Source organism: Alphaproteobacteria bacterium, from assembly GCA_041396705.1.
Taxonomy (GTDB): domain Bacteria; phylum Pseudomonadota; class Alphaproteobacteria; order CALKHQ01; family CALKHQ01; genus CALKHQ01.
The window spans coordinates 129,426-150,431 of the sequence record JAWKYB010000009.1 but is presented as its reverse complement, the minus strand read 5'-3'; the positions used below and the strand labels follow the sequence as shown (position 1 = coordinate 150,431).

Annotated in this window: 19 protein-coding genes and 1 pseudogene; 7 read left to right on the top strand and 13 right to left on the bottom strand. The window is 70.2% G+C overall.

Annotation, left to right across the window (positions count from 1 at the left end; genetic code table 11):
- The first annotated feature begins 154 nt into the window (after window positions 1-154).
- From R3F55_14340 to guaD, 3 genes are all read left to right on the top strand, one after another.
- The gene (locus R3F55_14340; protein ID MEZ5668591.1) at window positions 155-547 is read left to right on the top strand and encodes a hypothetical protein; all 393 of its coding nucleotides are present in this window, start codon (window positions 155-157) and stop codon (window positions 545-547) included.
- A gap of 23 nt (window positions 548-570) precedes the next feature.
- Window positions 571-1,149, top strand: coding sequence for a GNAT family N-acetyltransferase (locus R3F55_14335; protein ID MEZ5668590.1), 579 nt, complete (start codon window positions 571-573; stop codon window positions 1,147-1,149).
- A gap of 112 nt (window positions 1,150-1,261) precedes the next feature.
- The gene (guaD, locus tag R3F55_14330; protein MEZ5668589.1) at window positions 1,262-2,608 is read left to right on the top strand and encodes a guanine deaminase; all 1,347 of its coding nucleotides are present in this window, start codon (window positions 1,262-1,264) and stop codon (window positions 2,606-2,608) included.
- 49 nt (window positions 2,609-2,657) lie between these two features.
- Here the strand turns inward: guaD and R3F55_14325 are convergent, their stop codons facing one another.
- The gene (locus R3F55_14325; protein MEZ5668588.1) at window positions 2,658-4,145 is read right to left on the bottom strand and encodes a UbiD family decarboxylase; all 1,488 of its coding nucleotides are present in this window, start codon (window positions 4,143-4,145) and stop codon (window positions 2,658-2,660) included.
- Between the two features lie 78 nt (window positions 4,146-4,223).
- Between R3F55_14325 and R3F55_14320 the strand changes: the two genes are divergently transcribed.
- Together R3F55_14320 and R3F55_14315 are read left to right on the top strand one after the other, a co-directional pair.
- A complete protein-coding gene (locus R3F55_14320; GenBank protein MEZ5668587.1) occupies window positions 4,224-4,508 on the top strand; it encodes a hypothetical protein in 285 nt (94 codons plus the stop codon).
- A gap of 37 nt (window positions 4,509-4,545) precedes the next feature.
- The gene (locus R3F55_14315) at window positions 4,546-5,271 is read left to right on the top strand and encodes a YafY family protein (protein MEZ5668586.1); all 726 of its coding nucleotides are present in this window, start codon (window positions 4,546-4,548) and stop codon (window positions 5,269-5,271) included.
- A 201-nt stretch (window positions 5,272-5,472) separates the two neighbouring features.
- On the opposite strand, the gene R3F55_14310 is transcribed toward R3F55_14315, so the two are convergent.
- From R3F55_14310 to R3F55_14275, 8 genes are all read right to left on the bottom strand, one after another.
- Entirely contained in the window at window positions 5,473-6,522 is a 1,050-nt protein-coding gene (locus tag R3F55_14310) for a 2-oxoacid:ferredoxin oxidoreductase subunit beta (GenBank protein ID MEZ5668585.1), read from the bottom strand.
- Window positions 6,519-8,408 (bottom strand): 2-oxoacid:acceptor oxidoreductase subunit alpha, encoded by a 1,890-nt coding sequence (locus R3F55_14305; GenBank protein MEZ5668584.1) that lies wholly within the window; start codon window positions 8,406-8,408, stop codon window positions 6,519-6,521. Before R3F55_14305 ends, R3F55_14310 begins: the two co-directional genes overlap by 4 nt.
- A gap of 26 nt (window positions 8,409-8,434) precedes the next feature.
- The gene (locus R3F55_14300; GenBank protein MEZ5668583.1) at window positions 8,435-9,664 is read right to left on the bottom strand and encodes an acyl-CoA dehydrogenase; all 1,230 of its coding nucleotides are present in this window, start codon (window positions 9,662-9,664) and stop codon (window positions 8,435-8,437) included.
- 122 nt (window positions 9,665-9,786) lie between these two features.
- Complete coding sequence (locus R3F55_14295) at window positions 9,787-10,635, bottom strand: hypothetical protein (GenBank protein MEZ5668582.1); 849 nt, start codon at window positions 10,633-10,635, stop codon at window positions 9,787-9,789.
- Window positions 10,636-10,811: 176 nt separating this feature from the next.
- Complete coding sequence (locus tag R3F55_14290; GenBank protein MEZ5668581.1) at window positions 10,812-13,142, bottom strand: molybdopterin cofactor-binding domain-containing protein; 2,331 nt, start codon at window positions 13,140-13,142, stop codon at window positions 10,812-10,814.
- A 4-nt stretch (window positions 13,143-13,146) separates the two neighbouring features.
- Window positions 13,147-13,599 carry a (2Fe-2S)-binding protein gene (locus R3F55_14285; protein MEZ5668580.1) on the bottom strand — a complete coding sequence of 151 codons (453 nt, stop codon included), beginning with the start codon at window positions 13,597-13,599 and terminating at the stop codon, window positions 13,147-13,149.
- Between the two features lie 244 nt (window positions 13,600-13,843).
- Entirely contained in the window at window positions 13,844-14,629 is a 786-nt protein-coding gene (locus R3F55_14280) for a hypothetical protein (GenBank protein ID MEZ5668579.1), read from the bottom strand.
- Window positions 14,630-14,874: 245 nt separating this feature from the next.
- Window positions 14,875-15,738: a hypothetical protein gene (locus R3F55_14275; GenBank protein ID MEZ5668578.1), complete on the bottom strand. Its 864-nt coding sequence runs from the start codon at window positions 15,736-15,738 to the stop codon at window positions 14,875-14,877.
- Between the two features lie 171 nt (window positions 15,739-15,909).
- Here R3F55_14275 and R3F55_14270 point away from each other — a divergent pair, with 171 nt between their 5' ends.
- Together R3F55_14270 and R3F55_14265 are read left to right on the top strand one after the other, a co-directional pair.
- The gene (locus R3F55_14270; GenBank protein ID MEZ5668577.1) at window positions 15,910-16,800 is read left to right on the top strand and encodes a helix-turn-helix transcriptional regulator; all 891 of its coding nucleotides are present in this window, start codon (window positions 15,910-15,912) and stop codon (window positions 16,798-16,800) included.
- A gap of 136 nt (window positions 16,801-16,936) precedes the next feature.
- Window positions 16,937-17,389: a GFA family protein gene (locus R3F55_14265; GenBank protein MEZ5668576.1), complete on the top strand. Its 453-nt coding sequence runs from the start codon at window positions 16,937-16,939 to the stop codon at window positions 17,387-17,389.
- 226 nt (window positions 17,390-17,615) lie between these two features.
- Here the strand turns inward: R3F55_14265 and R3F55_14260 are convergent, their stop codons facing one another.
- The 4 genes and pseudogenes from R3F55_14260 to R3F55_14245 form a co-directional block, all read right to left on the bottom strand.
- Complete coding sequence (locus tag R3F55_14260) at window positions 17,616-18,554, bottom strand: PDZ domain-containing protein (GenBank protein MEZ5668575.1); 939 nt, start codon at window positions 18,552-18,554, stop codon at window positions 17,616-17,618.
- 84 nt (window positions 18,555-18,638) lie between these two features.
- Window positions 18,639-19,467, bottom strand: a pseudogene (locus R3F55_14255) (substrate-binding domain-containing protein).
- A 29-nt stretch (window positions 19,468-19,496) separates the two neighbouring features.
- Complete coding sequence (locus R3F55_14250) at window positions 19,497-20,105, bottom strand: ATP-binding cassette domain-containing protein (protein MEZ5668574.1); 609 nt, start codon at window positions 20,103-20,105, stop codon at window positions 19,497-19,499.
- A 152-nt stretch (window positions 20,106-20,257) separates the two neighbouring features.
- Complete coding sequence (locus R3F55_14245) at window positions 20,258-20,965, bottom strand: ABC transporter permease (protein MEZ5668573.1); 708 nt, start codon at window positions 20,963-20,965, stop codon at window positions 20,258-20,260.
- Window positions 20,966-21,006 lie beyond the last annotated feature (41 nt).

The window sequence follows — 21,006 nt, the reverse complement described above, 5'->3', positions numbered from 1 at the left end:
AGCTTCCGTTTTACGGCATTTTTCTTAAATAATTACAATGATTTGCGAGTTGTTAACGGGCTTGCCCTAGCATCGCCCTACGACGCAGAGGCCATTAAGGGGAGCGGGCCTCGCACGGTCAAGTACCGCGGACGGCGTCCAGGAGGGACACGCAATGCCGAGCGATCTTGCCGTCGGCGCCGCAGAAGCGGTGCCGGCGCAGCCGGGAACACCGGCCGATTTCAGGGATTTCCTGCCGGCACGACTGAAGCAGATTCTGGGCACGGACGAACTCGTCGCGCTCGACGAGGCCGCCCGCAGCTGGGCGGCCGCACGCGGGCGCCGGCTGCCGGTCGACATCCGTCTCAGCCTGCCGTTCGCGCGCCGCGGCGTGTTCGTCAATGTCCTGGCCGGCCGCGAGCGGCGCGGCCGCGACCGCCTGCGCCGGGAGCGCACCCGCCGGCCGCTGGCGACGGTCGGCAATGTCATCTTCATGACCATGCTGGTCGGCCTGGCCTACAGCGGCCTGATCGTCGGCGCACTGGCCTTCAGCGGTATCGTCGAATAGGCGGCGCGGGCGGACCGAACACGATGGCAGAGCGAATCCACCCCGCCGCGATGGCGACGCGTCCGCACGAGCGCATCCGCGCCATCGGCGCGCATGCCCCGCTGCTGCACGAACACCTGGCGCGCCTGAGCGAGATCGACCGCTGCGCCCGGCTGGGCCGGCCGGTCGCCGCACCGGCGATCGAGGCCTATTGCACGCGGCTGCGCGGCGAGGAGAGCCTGATCGTCGCCTGCGTGGTCGGCGACCGCGTGGTCGCCAGCGGCGAGCTGGTCGAGAGCGCGGAGGACCGCGTGTTCGGCGGCGGCAACGGCGTCGCGGACCTGACGATTGCCGTCGAGGAGCCGCACCGCCGCGCCGGCATTGCCGGCAGGGTCTGCGCGGAACTGATCCGCCGCGCGCCGCAGCGTCGGCTGGCGCTGGTGCGCATGGCCTACGCCGCGGACAATGCCGCCATGGCCCGGCTGGCCCATCGACTGGGGGCGATCGACCGCGAGATGGCCGGCCGCACCACGGCCGAGATCTGCACCGGTTGGATGAACGACGCGCTGATGCCGATCCTGTTCGAGCGCTCGGCGGGATTCCGCCCGCTGCTGACGCAGTAGCGGCACCCGCGCGGCCGCATTGCCGAGCCGCGATGCGCGCATCTGCCCGCTTCGCTTCCGTGACGTCTTGCGCTAGTGCGTTGCGGCCTGTGACAGCAGCGACGGCCATCCGATGAAGGCGATCCGCGCTTCCTTCCTCGATTTCGTCGACGACCCGTTCTTCGCGGAGGAACGGGCGGCGGTGCGCTATGTCGCCGACGGCGCCCTGGTGGTCGACGGCGACCGCATCGCCGATTTCGGTGCCTGGCCGGACATCGCCGCCCGCCACCGCGCCCTGCAGCTCGCCCACTTTCCCGACCGCCTGGTATTGCCGGGTTTCGTCGATACCCACGTCCACTATCCGCAGACCGAGATGATCGCCGCCTATGGAGAACGGCTGCTGGAATGGCTCGAGCGCTACACCTTCCCGACCGAGCTCAGGTTCCGCGACCGGGTCCACGCCGACCGCATCGCCGATCGCTTCTGCGACCTGTTGCTGGCCAGCGGCACCACCACGGCCCAGGTGTTCACCACCACCTTCCCGCAGTCGGTGGATGCGCTGTTCGAGGCGACGTCGCGCCGCGGCATGTGCGTCGTCGCCGGGCTGACCGGCATCGACCGGCCGGGCAGCGCGCCGCCCGAGTACCTCGACACCGCCGACGGTTTCTATCGCGACAGCAAGGCGCTGATCGCGCGCTGGCATGGACGCGAGCGCTGCCGCTACGCGGTGACGCCGCGGTTCGCCCTCGGCTCGACCCGCGAGCAGCTCGCCCGCTGCGGCCAGCTCCTCGCCGAGCATCCGGACGTCTGGGTCAACACCCACATGTCGGAGAACGAGGCCGAGATCGCCCAGGTCGCCGCCCTGTTCCCGGAAGCGCGCGACTATCTCAACGTATACGAGCGGGCCGGCATCGTCGGGCCGAAATTCACCGCCGGCCATGCCGTCCATCTCGACGACGACGCCTGGCGGCGCATGGCGGCGGCGGGGGCATCGGTGTCGTTCTGCCCGGCGTCGAACCTGTTCCTCGGCAGCGGACTGTTCGCGCTGGAAAAGGCGAAGCGGGCGGCGGCGCCGGTGCCGGTCGGGCTCGGCAGCGACGTCGGCGCCGGCAACAGCTTCTGCCTGCTGCGCGTGCTCGACGACGCCTACAAGGTGGCGGCCCTGCGCGGCCAGAAGCTGTCGGCGATGAAGGCGCTGTTTCTCGCCACGCTCGGCGGCGCGCGCGCCCTGCACCTCGACCGCGAGATCGGCTCGTTCGAGCCGGGCAAGTTCGCCGACTTCGTCGTGCTGGACCCGCGAGCGACGCCGGTGATGGCGCAGCGCGCCGACTCGCCGCCGCCGGCCGGCGATGCCGCGCAAGGCAGCGGGCATGCGCATGTCGACCACGCGGCCTTCGGTCTGGTCGCGCTCGGCGACGACCGCGCCGTCACCGCCACCTACGTCGCCGGCCGGCAGGTCTACCCGCGCCCGACGGCCTGAGCGGGCCGACTCGCGGCGGCCGCTGCGCTGCCGCCGGGCAGGCCGGCGGCTACAGGCCCAGCTCGCTCCACATCGCGTCGACGCGGGCGACCACGTCCGGGTCCATCGCCAGCTTGCGGCCCCATTCGCGCTTGGTTTCCGGCGGCCACTTGTTGGTGGCGTCCAGCCCGATCTTGGAGCCGAGGCCGCTCTCCGGGCTGGCAAAGTCGAGATAGTCGATCGGCGTGCGCTCGATCAGCGTGATGTCGCGCGCCGGGTCCATCCGGGTCGACACCGCCCACATCACGTCCTTCCAGTCGCGGGCGTCGATGTCGTCGTCCACCACGATCACCCACTTGGTGTACATGAACTGGCGCAGATAGGACCACACGCCCATCATCACCCGCTTGGCGTGGCCCGGATAGGCCTTCTTCATCGACACCACGGCGATGCGGTAGCTGCAGCCCTCCGGCGGCAGCCAGAAGTCGACGATCTCCGGGAACTGCTGGCGGATCAGGGGCACGAACACCTCGTTCAGCGCCTCGCCCAGCACCGAAGGCTCGTCCGGCGGCCGGCCGGTGAAGGTGGAAAGATAGATCGGGTCGCGGCGCATGGTGATGGCGCTGACGGTGAACACCGGGAACGATTCCACCGCGTTGTAATAGCCGGTGTGGTCGCCGTAGGGGCCCTCGTCGCCGAAGTCGTCGAGGCTGACGTGGCCCTCCAGCACGATCTCCGCCGACGCCGGCACCTTCAGCGGCACGGTCCTGCAGTCGACCAGCTCCACCCGCTTGCCGCGCAGCAGGCCGGCGAACTGGTACTCCGACAGGGTGTCGGGCACCGGCGTGACCGCGGCCAGGATGGTCGCCGGGTCGGCGCCGATCACCGCCGCCGCCGGCAACGGCGCGCGCTTCTCCTTGCCCCAGCGCGCATGGTGCTGGGCGCCGCCGCGATGCTTCAGCCAGCGCATCAGCGTGGTATTCCGGCCGGTCACCTGCATGCGGTAGATGCCCAGGTTGAAGGCGTCGCTGCGGTCGCCCTTCGGGTCCGGGCCCTGCGTCACCACCAGCGGCCAGGTGATCAGCGGCGCCGGCTCGCCCGGCCAGCAGCCCTGCACCGGCAACCGGGCCAGGTCGATGTCGTCGCCCTGCAGCACAATCTCCTGGCAGGCGCCGCGGCCGACCGTCTTCGGCCGCATCGCCAGCGCAGTGCGCAGCAGCGGCACCATCTCCAGCGCCTCGCGGAAGCCGCCCGGCGGCTCCGGCTGGCGCAGGAAGGCCAGCGTCTCGCCCACCGCGCGCAGCTGGTCCGGCGTGCGGTCCATGCCCCAGGCGACCCGCTCGACCGTGCCGAACAGGTTGACCAGCACCGGCATCGGCGACGGCTGGCCGTCGGCGCGCACCGGGTTCTCGAACAGCACGGCCGGCCCCTGCCGGGCCAGCAGCCGGGTCTGGATCTCGGTCATCTCCAGCTGGGTCGAAACCGGCCGCACGACCCGCACCAGCCGGCCTTCGCGCTCCAGGCGGTCGACGAACTCTCGCAGGCTGGCATAGGGCATGGGCGATCCTCTGGTCTCGACCGGGGCATATACCATGTGCGCCGCACCGCGCGTCAGTCTGCGGTGTGCGCGAAGACGATGGATCTGGTCGGACACAACGCCATTCGCGCCATTCCGGTCAGCGTCTCAACCATAGCTCTGAATCGCGAATGCGGCGCGTCGAGCGCATGTACCGCCGAGGACATCCTGACGGTCCTCGTCGGGCGCAGGCTTTCTCAGAATCGACTGGTCGCAGGCCTTGCGCCAGGGCTGCATGGCCGCGAGGCCGCGCAAAGCCAGAGCGGCCGGCCTTTCCTGTCCTCGCTCGGACAGGAGACGGAGCGATCGCCACGACCCGCGGCGCTTGCCCGCCGTTTCCACTGACATCACAATGTCAGCATAGTCCATTGGAGTCGCTGCCATGCGCCGCGCCGATCGCCTCTATCGCATCATCGAGACGCTGCGCGGGCGCCGGCGCGCGATCACGGCGGAACAGATCGCGCGGGCGATGGAGGTGTCGGTCCGCACCATCTATCGCGACATCGCCGACCTCGCAGCCTCCGGCGTGCCGATCGACGGCGAGGCCGGGGTCGGCTATGTGCTGCGCCCCGGCTTCCACCTGCCGCCGGTCAACCTCGACGCCGAGGAAGTCGAGGCGCTGGCGCTGGGCGTCGCCATGGCGGTGCGCTGGGGCGACGCCGGCCTCGCCGCGGCGGCGGAACGGCTGCGCAACAAGCTGAAGGCGGTGATGCCACCGAACCTGGCGGAAAGCTTCGACCAGATCGCGCTCTACGCGCCGGCCTACGAGGGCGCGCTGAAGGTTCCCGACGGCCTCGGCCCGCTGCGCCGCGCGATGCGCGAGAGGCGCAAGGTGCGGCTCGCCTATCGCGACGTCGACGGCGAAGCGACCAGCCGCGTCGTGCGCCCGCTCGGCCTGTCGTTCTTCGCGCCGTTCTGGACGCTGGCCGCCTGGTGCGAGCTGCGCCAGGACTTCCGCATGTTCCGCGTCGACCGCATCGACGAATTGGCGATGACCGACGCCCGCTTCAGCGAGGAGCCCGGCAAGCGGATGATCGACTATGTCCGCCTCGACCGCGCCCGTGGCGCGGCACGGCGCGCCGACCCGCGGCGGACGGCGGCGGAGTAGCGCGAGCGGTCCGCGCCGGGCGGCATGACATCCCCGGGGGTCGATCGTGGGACCTCCACGGGAAGGTGCTCAGGCACGCATCGCCGCAGGTGCGAGCCCGGCACGAGGTCCCCGGGTCAAGCCCGGGGATGACGGGCCTGGGGGGCTTGGCCGCGGGCATAGCCGCAGTCGGCCTCGCCCGACCCGATTGCCCGCCGCGCCCTATTCCACCGTCCAGGTATGCCCGCCGCGCAGCAGGGCGTCGATGTCGCCGCCGACCGGGGCCGGCCAGGCACCGCCGACGGCGTCCGTCATCTGGTCGGCGACCTGCGCGTCGTAGGCCGGGGCCGGGTCGTCGTAGAGCACGCCGAGCGCGACCGGCAGGTGCGGCGGCTGCATCGCGGCCAGCATGCCGGCCAGCACGCGGTTGGTCTGGTCGTGGACCAGGATGTCGGCTTCCGTCACGCCGCCCTCGCCCAGCGCCACCGCCTCCAGTGCCAGCGTCTTCGCGTTCAGACGCAGGCCGTGGGTGGCCGGGCCCTTGCCGTCGCCGCCGAACAGCAGCGGCTTGCCGTGCTCCACATGCACCTGGCGCGCGGCCGCCACCTCGCGGGCGGTGAAGCCGGCGAAGGCGTCGTCGTTGTAGACGATGCAGTTCTGGAAGATCTCGACCAGCGCCGCGCCCTTGTGGGCATGGGCGCGCTTCAGCACCTCCGGCAGCACCTTCTGCTGGGTGTCGACGCCGCGGGCGACGAAGCGCGCGCCGGCGCCGAGCGCGAACAGCACGGCGGAGACCGGATGGTCGAGCGAGCCGCCGGGCGTCGACGGCGAGCGCGTGCCTTCGCGGCTGGTCGGCGAATACTGGCCCTTGGTCAGGCCATAGATCTCGTTGTTGAACAGCAGGATGGTGATGTCGACGTTGCGGCGCAGCACATGCAGCAGGTGGTTGCCGCCGATCGACAGCGCGTCGCCGTCGCCGGAGATCAGCCAGACGTCGAGCGCCGGGTTGGCCAGCTTGATGCCGGTGGCGATGGCCGGCGCGCGGCCGTGGATGGTGTGGAAGCCATAGGTGGCCATGTAGTAGGGCAGGCGCGCGGCGCAGCCGATGCCGGAGACGAACACCGTGTTCTCCGGCGCCAGCGCCAGGTCGGCGCAGGCCTTCTGCACCGCCTTCAGGATGGCGTAGTCGCCGCAGCCCGGGCACCAGCGCACCTCCTGGTCGGAAGCGTAGTCCTTCGGCGCCAGCGGCGCGGCGGGGGCGATCTCGTTCATGCCGCCGCTCCCGTCCCGGTCGCGGCGCCGGCCAGCGCGCGCTCCAGCGCGTCGCGCAGCTCGGCGATCTTGAACGGCCGGCCCGTCACCTTCGACAGCCCCTCCGCCGGCACCAGATATTGCGCGCGCAACAGCGTCACGAGCTGACCGTGGTTCATCTCCGGCACCAGGATCCGGTCATAGCCGGCCAGCAGCGCGCCCAGGTTGCGTGGCAACGGCCAGATATGGCGCAGGTGGATATGGGCGATGGCATGGCCCATGGCGTTCAGGTCCTCGACCGCTCGGCTGATCGGGCCGTAGGTCGAGCCCCAGCCGACCACGGCGAGGCGGCCGCGCGCCGGGCCCTGGTCCACCGCCTGCTCCGGAATGTCGCGGGCGATGCCGTCGATCTTGGCGGCACGCACGGCGGTCATGCGATGGTGGTTCTCCGGGTCGTAGGAGATGTTGCCGCTGTCGTAGTCGCGCTCGATGCCGCCGATGCGGTGCATCAGGCCGGGCGTGCCCGGCAGCGCCCACGGCCGGGCCAGCGTCTCCGGGTCGCGCAGGAACGGCTGGAAGCCCTCGGGATCCGTGCGGAAGCGGACCGGGAACGGCGCATAGTCGGCCAGCGCGGGAATGCGCCACGGCTCGGCGGCATTGGCCAGGTAGCCGTCGGTCAGCAGCATCACCGGCGTCATGTAGCGGGTGGCGATGCGCACCGCCTCGATCGCGCATTCGAACGCATCCGACGGCGAGCGGACCGCGATCGCGGCAAGCGGGCTGTCGGCATTGCGTCCGAACACCGCCTGGTAGAGGTCCGACTGCTCGGTCTTGGTCGGCAGCCCGGTCGACGGCCCGCCGCGCTGGGCGTTGACCACCACCAGCGGCAGTTCGGCCGCGATGGCGAGCCCGATCGCCTCGGTCTTCAGCGCGATTCCGGGCCCGGACGACGACGTCACGCCGAGCGAGCCGGTGTAGCTGGCGCCGATGGCGGCACACACGGCGGCGATCTCGTCCTCGGCCTGGAAGGTGACGACGCCGTTCCTCTTCAGGCGGGCCAGCGTGTGCAGCAGCTGCGAGGCCGGCGTGATCGGATAGGAACAGAAGGTCATGCCGATGCCGGCCAGCCGGGCGCCGGCGACCAGGCCCCAGGCCAGCGCCTCGGTGCCGGTGACGTTGCGGTAGAGGCCGGGCGCGGTTGCGGCCGGGGGCACCTGATAGACCCGGATGTCGGCGGGCAGCTCGGCCGTCTCCGCATAGGCGTGGCCGGCATTGAGCGCGGCGATGTTGGCCTCGGCCAAGGTCGCGTCGGCGGCGAATTTCGACCGCAGCCAGGCGACGGTGGCGGCGCGGTCGCGGGCGAACATCCAGTAGACCAGGCCCAGCGCCCACATGTTCTTGCTGCGCGTCGCCGCCTTCTTGCCGATGCCGAATGGCGCCACCGCCTCCTCGGTCAGCCGGGTCATGTCGACCTTGAGCAGGCGGAATCCCGCGAGGCTGCCGTCGTCCAGCGGGTTGGCGGCATAGCCGGCCTTGGCCAGGTTCTTGGCCGAGAAGGCGTCGGTGTCGACGACGATCAGCGCGCCGGGCCGCACCTCGCGCAGGTTCACCTTCAGCGCGGCCGGATTCATCGCCACCAGCACGTCGACCTGGTCGCCGATGGTCTTGATGTGGCGCGCGCCGAAGCGGATCTGGAACGCCGAAACGCCATAGGTGGTGCCGGCCGGGGCGCGGATCTCGGCCGGGAAATCCGGGAATGTGGCGAGGTCGTTGCCGGCCAGCGCGGTGGTCAGCGCGAACTGGCCGCCGGTCAGCTGCATGCCGTCGCCGGAATCGCCGGCAAAGCGGACGACGGCGGCTTCCAGCGGCGTCGGCTCGCGCAGCAGCGCCTCGTGGGAATCGGGCATCGGGGTTTCCTGCGGTCCGTTCCTGGTCAGCCGAACGCCTGAATGCCGGTCTGCGCGCGGCCCAGGATCAACGCATGTACGTCGTGGGTGCCTTCATAAGTGTTGACCGCCTCCAGATTCATCGCGTGGCGGATCACGTGGAACTCGTCGGCGATGCCGTTGCCGCCATGGATGTCGCGCGCGGCGCGGGCGATGTCGAGCGCCTTGCCGCAGGAGTTGCGCTTGATCAGCGAGATCGCCTCCGGCATCAGCTTGCCGGCGTCCATCAGCCGGCCCACCTGCAGCGCCGCCTGCAGCCCGATCGCGATCTCGGTCTGCATGTCGGCCAGCTTCTTCTGCACCAGCTGGGTCGCGGCCAGCGGCCGGCCGAACACCTGGCGGTCCAGCGCGTACTGTCGTGCGGCGTGCCAGCAGAACTCGGCGGCGCCGAGCGCGCCCCAGGCGATGCCGAAGCGGGCGCGGTTCAGGCAGCCGAACGGCCCGCGCAGGCCGCTGACGTTGGGCAGCAGGTTCTCGGCCGGCACGAACACGTCGTCCATCACGATCTCGCCGGTGATCGAGGCGCGGAGCGCGAACTTGCCCTCGATCTTCGGCGCCGACAGGCCGTCCATGCCCTTGTCGAGCACGAAGCCGCGGATCTTGCCGTCCGGGTCGGCCTTGGCCCAGACCACGAAGACGTCGGCGATCGGCGAGTTGGTGATCCACATCTTGGTGCCGGTCAGGCGATAGCCGCCGTCGACCGCCCTGGCCACCGTGCGCATCGACGCCGGGTCCGAACCGGCGTCGGGCTCGGTCAGGCCGAAACAGCCGACCCATTCGCCGCTGGCCAGCTTCGGCAGGTATTTCCGCCGCTGCGCTTCGGTGCCGTAGGTGTAGATCGGATGCATGACCAGCGACGACTGCACGCTCATCGCCGAGCGATAGCCGCTGTCGACCCGCTCCACCTCGCGCGCGATCAGGCCGTAGGAGACGTAGTTGACGCCGGCGCAGCCATAGTCCTCGGGCAGCGTGCAGCCGAGGAAGCCGAGCGCGCCCATCTCCGCGATGATGGCGCGGTCGAACCGCTCGTGCCGGTTCGCCTCCAGCACCCGAGGCATCAGCTTGTCTTGGCAGTATTGCCGCGCCGCCTCCGCGATCAGGCGCTCGTCCTCGCTCAGCTGCTCGGCCAGCCGGAACGGGTCTTCCCACTGGAAGCGGGTCGCGGTGTCGCCCTCGGTGGACGACCCGACGGCCGGCGAAGGTGCTGCAACGCTCATGGCGGTCTCTCGCGCTCGGTGGCGCCGGGCGGCAACGGTAGGCCGCCCGGTTTGCTCCGGTCACATAGCGCGATGGGCGCCGTTCGTCACGTCACAGATGGCCGCAAGCCTGCGGCCGGCGATCAGAAACGGATGTGGGACTCCACGTCATAGTCGCGGTACACGATATGCTGCTGGAAATAGTCTTTGTCGCGGCCGGTGAACCGGCGCTCCAGCATCAGGCCGGACTGCGCATCGATGACGTAGTAGCCGGAGATAGCGTTGTCGCCTGACGTGCCCTGTGCGCGCCCACTGAATCCGATGAGATAGGCGCGCCGCCCGTCATAGGTGGTCTCGCCGTCGATTCGCAGCGCAAGGTCGCCGGTCTCGCGCATCACCGTATTGCCCCGCGTCACCGCGAAGTTGACGGCGGTGAACGGCTCGCCCGGCTGGATGGCGGTCTCCGGCCACTGGAAAATGGGAAACAGCGAGATGATCGTCTCGATGATCTCCGTGCGCTCGCTGTCGGTCAGGCGGTCGGCGGAAGCGAAGCTGAAATCGGCATCCTTGATCTCGCCCAGGTCAGTCATCAACAGATCCAGCGTGAACGGCTGCACGTCCAACTCCTCGGTCAGCTCATGCGCGCCGACCGAGAATGTGACCGACAGCGCGATCAGCCCTTCGCCGCTGGCTTCGATCCGGCCATTGCCGGACAAGGCGTCGCGCTTGTCGAAGTGGTAGCTGCTGACGTCGGCGCTGGCCTGCACCGTCCCAGAGAGCTGCACAGGGCCAACCGGCCGGTAGCGCAGCAGCACCGGCCCGCTGACCGGCTGTACCGCGCCGCCATAGAGCTGGGCCGGCGTAGGGGCCTGGCGCTGGGTGATGTTGGACTGGCACCCGGCCAGCGCCAGCGCGACGGCCGCGGCCGGCACGACGATGCGGACGCCGGAACGCATGGAACGCACCATGCGCGCGAAAAAGTCTTCTCTCATCGCAAATTCCCGGACTATCGCCTACCTGTACGGTTCGTCATGCGGGGATTGCGCGGGCGTGTCAATGCTACCGGCGGCTGTGCGCCGGCACCGTCGCATGGAACATCGATTGAAAGATCGCAGCGGCGGCAGCGAAAGCCGGCGGGGGCCGAAGCCCCCGCCGCTCGCCGGGCCGTTCAGGCCAGCTGGTTGCCGATCGGCAGGTCGCGGATGCGGATGCCGCTGGCGTTGAAGATGGCGTTGGTCAGCGCCGGGATGAACGGCGGCACGCCGGGTTCGCCGACGCCGGTCGCATGCACCTCGAACGGGTGCGGCACCACATGGGTGTGCACCGTCTCCGGGAAGTTGTCGGAGCGGACCATCTGGTAGTCGTGGAAGTTCGACTGCCGGACCCGGCCGTTCTCGAAGGTGATGCCGCCGTGCATGGCCGCCGACATGGCGAACACGACGGCGCCCTGCATCTGCGAGCGCACGCGCTCCGGGTTGGCCATGAAGCCGCAGTCGACGGCGACATGGACCTCCGGCACGCGCACGGTCCCGTTCTCCACCTTGGCGCGGACCACCGTCGCCACATAGGAGACGAAGCTGCGGTGGGCGGCGATGCCCATCGCCTCGCCGGCCGGCAACGACTTGCCCCACCCGGCCTCCGCCGCCGCGATCTCGACGACGTTGCGCAGGCGCGACCTGTCGTTGGGGAACTCGGCATAGGGCTCGCCGTAGTTCCAGAAATCCTCCGGCAGGCCTGCCGCGGCCAGGTCGATGACCCCGCCGTGGCCGATCAACTGCAACAGGAAGTCCTTCTGGTCGATGCCGAGGTCGGCCGCCAGCTCCGCCGCGATCGACTGCACCGCGAAGGCGCGCGGGATGTTCGACACCGAACGGAACCAGCCAACGCGCGTGTGCGCGAAGGCCTTGCACTGCTCGGCCCGCACGTTGGCGATGTCGAAGGGCATGTCGCCCAGCCCCATGCCCAGCTCGATCGGGTGCTGCACGCCCTCGTCCGGCGCGAAGGTCGACAGGAACGACGGGGCCGCGCTGCGATGGCGCCACGCGATCACGTTGTTGTCGGCATCCAGCCCGACGTCGATCTTCTCGACCGAGGTGGTGTGGTAGAAGCTGTGGCGGATGTCGTCCTCGCGCGTCCACTGCACCCGCACCGGGGCACCGACCTCACGCGACAGATAGGCCGCCTCGATGGCGAAGTCGCACTTCGACTTTCGCCCGAAGCCGCCGCCCAGCAGCGTGACGTTCACCGTGACGTCGGCCTCGTTCATGCCGAGGAACTCGGCGATGTCGACGCGGGCGCCATAGGGGCTCTGCAGGCAGCCCCACACCTCGCACTTGCCGTCGGCGACGTTGGCCAGCGCGGCCAGCGGCTCCATCGGCGCATGCGCCATGTGCGGCTGATAGTACTCGCGGCTGAACACGCGCGCCGCGCCGGCCAGCGCCGCCTCGGCGTCGCCCTGGTCGCGGACCACGCTGCCCGGGGCATTGGCCGCCGCGCTCAGCTCCTGCCGGTAGGCCTCGGTGTTGAAGCCGGCGTGCGGGCCGTCCTCCCACTCGATCTTCAGCGCCTCGCGGCCCTTGATCGCCGCCCAGGTGCTGGTCGCGATCACCGCCACGCCGCCCAGCGGCCGGAACTTGGCCGGGGGGATGCTGCCCGGGATCTCGATCACCTGCTCGACGCCGGGAATCGCCATCGCCGCCGCGGTGTCGATGGCGGTCGGCGTGCCGCCGACCACCGGCGGCCGCGCGACCACGGCATAGCGCATGCCGGGCAGGCTGACGTCGGCGCCGTAGGTCGCCTTGCCGGTAGTGATGTCGTGCAGGTCGTAGATCTGCACGGCGCCGCGGCCGATGTAGCGGAACTCGCGCTCGTCCTTGAACCGCAGCACGTCGCGGGCCGGGGTCGGCAACGCCATCGCCGCCTGGGCCAGATCGCCATAGCCCAGCCGCAGGCCGAGCGTCTGGTGCACCACCTCGTGGCCGATGGCGCGCACCTTGTCGACGTCGACCCCCCACTGGGCCGCCGCCGCCTCCTCCAGCATCCGCCGCACCGCCGCGCCGATCTCGCGCGCCGGCTGGATGTGGTGGCGCAGGCTGCGCGAGCCGTCGGTGTCCTGGTTGCCGTATTTCGGCTCGTCGCCTGGCGCCTGGACGATCTTCACCCGACTCCAGTCGGCCTCCATCTCGTCGGCGATCACCATCGGGATGCTGGTGCGCGAGCCGGTGCCCATCTCCGAGCGGTGGGCGACGATGGTGACCGTGCCGTCGGGATCGATCGACACGAACACGTGCGGGTCGTTGACTACGCCGTGCGGCATGCCCTGCCCGCCGTGCGGATAGGGGTCGAACGCCTTCGCCTCGTGCGCCGGGATGACCTGCATCGCCACCACCAGCCCGGTCGCCCCCTTCAGGAACGAACGGCGGCTGACGTTCTGGATTATCGTTAAACCCGCGGCCGGCAAGGAAGCGGGCGCGAGCGGGCCGTTGAGATACTGCAACATGGCCTTACGCTCCCGTCGCGGCGGAGCGGACCGCGGACACGATGCGCTGGTAGCAGCCGCAGCGGCAGATGTTGCCCTGCATGCCGTCCAGGATCTCCTGGTCGCTGGGGTTGGGGTTCTCGGCCAGCAGCGATGCGGCCTGCATGATCTGGCCGGACTGGCAATAGCCGCACTGCGGCACGTTCAGTTCGCGCCAGGCCACCTGCACCGGATGGTTGCCGTCCTCGGACAGGCCCTCGATCGTGGTGACCGCCTTGCCTTCCAGCGCACTGACCGGCGTCTGGCAGCCGCGGACGGCCACGCCGTCGACATGCACCGTGCATGCGCCGCACAGGCCCCAGCCGCAGCCGAACTTGGTGCCGGGCAGGCCCAGCTCGTCACGGACATACCACAGCAGCGGCGTGTCCGGGTCGCCGTCGAACGTTCGTTCGACACCGTTCACTTTCAGGGATACCACGGATTACCTCCCTCGATTCTTGTCATTTGGGGGATGCCGCCGGCTGGCGGGGGCCGCCGGCTTGTGTTGTTGGCCCGTCCGCATGCCGCGGAAGGCAGCAAGGCCTGCCTCCTGCCCCGGCAACACAGGCGAGCGGAACGAAATCTTATACACGCGGCGCGGACCGCACCAAGCGGCAACAGGACCGCCACCGGCGGCTCGTCCTAAAACATCTGTAATCCGGCTGCGGCCGGCATCGGCCGGGTCACAGCGCGAGCGCGCTGGCCGTGGACAGGTCGATCCGCAGGATCCGGCCCTCGACCTCGCGCAGCAGCCGCGTCTCGAAGCGCAGCGCGACCGGCAGGCCAGACTGGCCGTCGACCAGGATGCGGCCCGTGGTCTGACCACGACCGTCGATCTGCGTCCCGCTGGCCGTGATCAGGTAGGCCGGCCGCGAGCCCGGCGCCGCAGTAGGCAACAGAGCGAAGGTCCGTTCGCCGTCCGCCGGCAACGGCGCCGCGGCCAGCCGCCGGGCCACTTCGGTGGGGGCCAACGGCGCCTCGGGCCATTCGATCAGGGGCAGATAGGCCAGCAGCGAGGCCTCGATCGCCGCCCGCCGCTCCGGCGTCACCGCGTCGGCCGGATCGAACTGCCAGCGCCGGTCGCGCAACGCACCGAGGTCGGTGATCAGCGCGACCAGCCGGAACGGCCGCGCCGGCAGATGCGCCGACACCTCGGCCGCCTCGACCCGCCAGTCGACCGTGAGCTGCAGCAGGCCCTCGCCCGCATCCGTCAGCGCGACGGTGGCGCTGAGAGCGTCGCGACGCAGCGTCTCCTGTCCGTCGACAATGGCGCGCACGGTCGTCGACGCCGAGAGTACGGCGGGCCCGGCCGCACGGTAGCGCATGCGCAGCAGCGCACCGTCCGGCTCCGGCTCGGCCGCCTGCGGCGATGCCGGCGCGGCGCCGGCGTGCGGCTGCGACTGGCAGCCCGCCAGCAACACGGCCATCGATGCCAGAGCGACGCCGGCAAGTCTCACGCCCGCGGCCATGATCCCCCGCTCAGCAGCGGCTGTCCAAGCATGTCGTGCCGGCAGCATGCCGTCACGGCGCACGCCGGCGCAACCCGCGACTTGCGCACCGGTCAGCGCATGATCGCTCTTGCGAGCGCGTCGTCGACCGTGATGTCGCGGCAGCCGGAATAGCGTCGACTGCCGCCGAGGCTCTGCGGATAGTCCGTGATGCTGCGCCTGCTTGTCCCGTTGCGTCCGCATGGCGCCCGGTTGCGGCCACGCCGTCAGGGCCGCAGGATCACGCCTTGCGTCGCGACGGTGAAGGTCACCCGGTCGCCGGCGACCCGCATCGCGCCGTTCATCCGCGTCGCGAAATCGGTGACGAAGCCCAGTTCCGGGTCGACCGCGAAATAGCCGGCGACGGTCACGCCCGACAGCTCCTCGAACCGCCTTGAGGCGGCCGCCTCTGCGAAGTCCGGCGCCGCGGCGAAGGTGAAGACCAGCGCGCGCTCGCCGTTGCGATAGCGGCTGCCGCGCAGTTCGAACTGCAGGCGCGACGGTGCGGCCGCGCCGATCCGGTTGAAGATCTGGGCCTGTTCCGGCGTCACTGCCAGATCCGGCCAGCGGCCGAGCGGCCACATGTCGCCGAGCGCATCGACCACGCGGACCATCTGCGGCTGGGTCAGCCGATCCGTTTCGCTGAACAGCCAGTCGCCCTCGCGCACCTCGCCCAGGTCGGTGATCAGCCCGACGAACTGGAAAGGCTCCACGTCGAGCTCGGGTGTCGCGTCGGCCCGCAGGACCGAGAAGGTCGCCGTCAGGCGCAGCAGGCCCTCGCCCGCCTCCTTCAGGTGAAGCAGCGCGACGACCTCGTCGCGCTGGCTCAGCACCGTGGCGCCGCGAGCCCTGGCCACCAACTCCCGCGTCGCACGGAAGGCGAGATGCTCGGCCGGCCGATAGCGCAGCAACACCGGCTCGGCGATCGGTTCCAGATCCAAGCCGAACAAGCGCTCGGGCGAGGGAAGCGAGACCGGCGTCGGCGGTGCCGGCTGGGTCTGGCATCCTGCCAGCACCACGCCGACGATTGCCAGCACGATGGTCAACAGCGCGGCGCGCGGCGCCGGTGTCGCGACGTACCTGTCCGGCATGGCTCGCCCCCCGCAGCCGTCCCGTTGATTCCCTACGAAACTGCAATGACACGATTTTCAGGCGATGTGCAAGCCGCGTCCACACGCTGCAGGCGACATGCCGCGCCGTCCCGGCTTGGCCGGCATCGCCTGGGCCGGTAGTGTGGCGGCCGGCGGTGCGGACGGGACACGATGGAGCAGCACGACTACCTGACCACGCGCGAGGTCGCGGCCCTGTTGCGGGTCAAGGAACGCAAGGTCTATGAGCTCGCATCCGCCGGCGAGCTGCCCTGCCGGCGCCTGACCGGCAAGCTGCTGTTCCCGCGCGCCGAGATCGAGAGCCTGCTGGGCGCGGCGGTGCGCCCGCCGGCGGTGCCGGCATTGCCCGCGGCTGCCCGGCCGAACATCCTGGTCGGCAGCCACGACCCCCTCCTCGACTGGGCGTTGCGCGAATCCGGCAGCGGGCTCGCCGCCTTCTTCGACGGCAGCCTGGACGGCATCGCGCGTTTCGCCCGCGGCGAGGGCATAGCCTGCGGTCTGCACGTGTTCGAGCCCTCGACCGACAGTTGGAACGTCCAACATGTCCGCGCCGCCTGCGCCGACCAGCCGGCCGTCCTGGTCGAGTGGGCGCGGCGGCGCCAGGGGCTGATCCTGACCAAGGCGGCCGCGCGCGAAATCCTGGGGATTCCCGACCTGCGTGGCCGGCGGGTGGCGATGCGCCAGTCCACCGCCGGCGGCCGTATCCTGTTCGAGCACCTGCTCAGCGAGGCCGGCATGACCGTGGCTGACTTGTCGGTCGCCCCGGCCACCGCCCGCACCGAGTCCGACATCGCGGCTGCGGTCGCCGACGGGTCGGCAGAGGCAGCGTTCGGGCTCGAGGCGATGGCGCGCCAGTTCCGCCTCGCCTACATGCCACTGGTCGAGGAGCGCTACGACCTGCTCGTCGACCGCCGTGCCTGGTTCGAGTCACCGTTGCAGGCCCTGCTCGCCTTCTGCCGCACCGAGCGGTTCAGGGCACGCAGCGAGGCGCTAGGCGGCTACGACATCTCGCATCTTGAGACAGTGCACTGGATCGGCCCCTGACTCGGCCGCTGCCAGTTGTTTCCTTTGCAGGACGCGCATCGCTTGCGACGCAATCCCGCAATCTCGTAGTCGCCGGCGCCGAGACCGTGCACGGTGACCGGCGACGACGCTGACCACGAACGAAAGGAGTGCCGGCATGAGCGATCGGGGATTTCCCTGGCATGGCGGCTGCCGGTGCGGCCAGGTGCGGCTGCGGGTCAGTGCACCACCGCTGCTGACCATGGCGTGCCACTGCTCAGGTTGCCAGAAGATGAGCGCCAGCGCCTACTCGCTCAGCGCGGCGATACCGGCCGAGGGCTTCTCGGTCACCCGGGGTGAAACCGTGCTCGGCGGCCTGCACGGGCCTGCGCAGCACAACTTCTGTCCGCACTGCAAGAGCTGGATGTTTACGCGCGCCGACATCATGCCGTTCGTCAACTTGCGGCCGACGATGCTGGACGACCCGGCGTGGTTCTCGCCGTTCATCGAGACCTGGACCAGCGAGAAGCTGCCCTGGGCCTCCACGCCGGCCGTGCACAGCTACGAGGCCTTTCCGCCAGTGGAGGACTATATGCGACTGATTCAGGAATACGCCGAGCGGGCCGAATAGGTCAGGCCGCAGGTCGAACCGATCCTGGACCTCGACCCCGGCAGCGACTGGCAGCAGGCCAACCCGACGCTCTCCAACAACGCCCTGGCCAGGCCGCGGATGTCTGCCGGCCTGAGGGCGCGCTCCGGAACTGATCCGGCGATCCTCCGTTGCCGGCGACAGGACCTACGGCGACGTTGCCGGGCAGGGCGGCCGCGCCTGCAATGACCGCCCCGTCTCACGAAGCCTATTCCAGGACCTCGTCGCCCCCGGATTCGTCCACAGCGCCAAAGTCGTCGTCGCCGTCGTCATAGACCTCGGCCTCGGACCCGCCTTCGTCGACGAACGCGTCGTCCTCGGAGGACGCGTCGTCCTCGAACGGCTGCTCATCGACCATGGCCTCATCCTCGAAGCAGCCCTCGTCGACCGAACCGTCGGCGCAAGGATCGAGCACGGCGTCCGCGTCGCCGTCTTCGTAGGCCGCCGCGTCCTGGCCATCATCGGCGCCGGCGTCGTCGGCAAACGGCGTCGCCTCGTCGAGGGCTTCATCGGCCGCGCCGGTGTCGTCGTAGACCGCGTCCTCCGACACCTCCGACTCGACGACGCTCTCGTCCAGCGCCTCCTCTTCGATCAGGGCCGCTTCCTCGTAATAGGCGGTCTCGACCTCGGAAACATAACTTTCCATGTATTCGGTGTAACTGAACTCCGAATACGACCAGCTTTCCCAGGTCCACACTTCCTCGAACGAAACGACCTCTTCGTAGTACTCGATGGTGATCAGCGTCTCGACGCTATAGATCTGGCCCGCGCGATAGAAATTGAAGGCGTAGTCCTCCACGCCCAGCCACAGATAGTGCAGGATCAGCGCGTCGAGGTGCCGCGGGTTGCGGATGCGGGTACCGGCGACCTCGTACAGGATGTCGCCGGGCTCGATGCCGAACCAATCGGCCACGCCGCCGGGCTGCACCGCCAGCACCAGCACGCCGTAGTCGTCAGGCGCAAGCCCGAAGGCATCGATGACGTCGTCGTCGATCGGCAGCAGGACGGCGTCCAGCGCCCGCGAGATCGAAGGCGCGGGCAATATGGCGTCGCCCGGCATCGCGGCGGCATGCCGTGCCAACGGAGCGGTCGACAGCGCACAGGTCACCGCCACGACGAAGCGACAACGCCGAGCAAGCGAGAACATGATGTGGTTTTCCATGGTAAAGGGTCGCGGCGCCGGACGCTCCGGCGCCGGCGAGATTTACCATGGAAAGTCCTTAGGCGTCCGTTACCGGCTGGCGGCGTTCGGGAAGAACAGCTGCTGGCCGTCGATCCGGAACGAGGCGATCGCGGCCTGGCCCTCCGGCGACAGCACCCAGTCGACGAAACGCTGGCCCATCGCGGCCTTCACGTTCGGGTGGACCGACGGATCGACCAGGATGATGCCATACTGGTTGAACAGGCGCGGATCGCCCTCCACGGCCACCTGCTGGTCGCCCTTGTTCTCGAAGCTGACCCAGGTTGCACGATCGGACAGCGTATAGGCGCCCATCTCGGTCGCCATGTTCAGCGTCGCGCCCATGCCGGAGCCGGCCTCGCGATACCAGCCGCCGGACGCGGCCGTCGGGTCGATGCCGGTCTCGGCCCACAGGCGCAGCTCCGCCTTGTGGGTGCCGGAGTCGTCGCCTCGGGAAACGAACGGCGCCTGCGCGCCGGCGACTGCCGGTCAGCGCGGCCACCGCGTCGGTGCTGCCCGCGACGCCGGCCGGGTCGGCCGCCGGGCCGACGACGACGAAATCGTTGTACATCACGTCGAAGCGCGCCACGCCGTGGCCGGCGGCGACGAAGGCCTCCTCGTCGGGCCTGGAATGGACGAACAGCACGTCGCCGTCGCCATTCGCCGCATTGTTGATCGCCTGGCCGGTGCCGACGGCGACGACCCGCACCTCGATGCCGGTCTCGGCGGTGAAGATCGGCAGAATGTGGTCGAACAGCCCCGAATTCTGCGTCGAGGTGGTCGACTGCACGATGATGAAGTCGCCCTCGGCATGGGCCGGCACCGTCGTGGCGGCGAAGGCCGCCGCCGCGGCCAGTTGCAGGAATCTGCGTCGCAACATGAATGCTCCCCCGGATGTTCGGATCGGCGTCACAGGAACAGGCGCCCCTGCAGATAGGCGCGGCCGGCCTCTGAGGCCGGCCGCGCGAAGAACGCATCGGCCGGGCTGTGTTCCGCCAGCCGGCCGCGATGCAGGAACACCACCTCGTCGGCCAGCCGGCGCGCCTGGCCGATGTCGTGGGTGACGAAGACGATCTTGGCGCCGCGCGCCCGCGCCGCGGCGACCAGCCGTTCGACCGCCTCGGTCGACTGCGGGTCCAGGTTGGCGGTCGGCTCGTCGAGCAGCAGCACCTCCGGCTCCGCCGCCAGCGCGCGCACCACGGAAAGCCGCTGCTGCTCGCCGCCGGACAGAACCCGCGCCGGCCGTCGGCGCAGCTCGGCCAGCTGGCCGAGGTCGAGCAGGCGGTCGATCGCCGCCGGCCGGTCGTGCGCAGCCGTCCCGCAGACCTTCAGGGCATGGGCCAGGTTGGCGGCGACCGAGCGGCGCAGCAGCACCGGGCGCTGGAAGACCAGCGCGATGCGGCGGCCCGGCCCGGCGCCGTTGCCGAGGCTGCCCCAGGCGATGCGGCCACCGGTCGGCCGGATCAGGCCCTGCGCCAGGCGCAGCAGCAGGCTCTTGCCCGCGCCGTTGGCGCCCATCACCGCGGTGCACGGCCCGGCGTCGAGGCGCTAGCGACAGCCGGTCGATCAGGCGGCGGCCGCCGACCGCAAAGCTCACCGCGTCGAACGTCAGCGGCAGGGTGGCGGCGGCGGTGCTTTCGCCGATGTGCGCGTCGAACGGCATCGCCAGGTCAGACATAGGACAGGCGCCGGGCGCCGCCCCTGACCGCCATCGCGGCACCGTTGACCACCAGCGCGATCGCGATCAGCACCGCGCCGAGCCCGACCGCCAGGCCGAGATTGCCCTTCGAGGTCTCCAGCGCGATGGTCGTGGTCATCACCCGGGTGACGTGGTCGATGTTGCCGCCGACGATGATCACCGCGCCGACCTCGGCGATGGCGCGGCCGAAGCCGGCCAGCGCCGCCGTCAGCAGCGAATAGCGGCCGTCCCACAGCAGGGTCAGGCTGCGGCCCAGCGGCCGCACGCCCATGGCGCGCAGCTGCTCGTCATATTCGTCGTGCATGTCGGCGATCACCTGGCGCGACAGCGCCACCACGATCGGTGTCACCAGGATCGCCTGGGCGACGATCATCGCGGTCGGCGTGTACAGCAGCTGCAGCACGCCGAGCGGACCGGCGTTCGACAGCAGCAGATACACCGCCAGCCCGACCACCACCGGCGGCAGGCCCATCAGCGCGTTGAACAGCACGGCAAGCGCGGCGCGTCCCGGAAACCGCGCCACCGCCAGCACGGCGCCGAGCGGCAGGCCGACGACGCAGGCGATCAGCACGGCCGTCAGGGTGACGCGCAGCGACAGCCCGACGATCTCCATCAACGCCGGGTCGGCCGACAGGATCAGCCGGAAGGCGTCGCCGAAGGCTTCGCCGAAATCGTGCATTCTCGCGCTCCCCGACTCAGGACCGGAAAAAAACAACACGG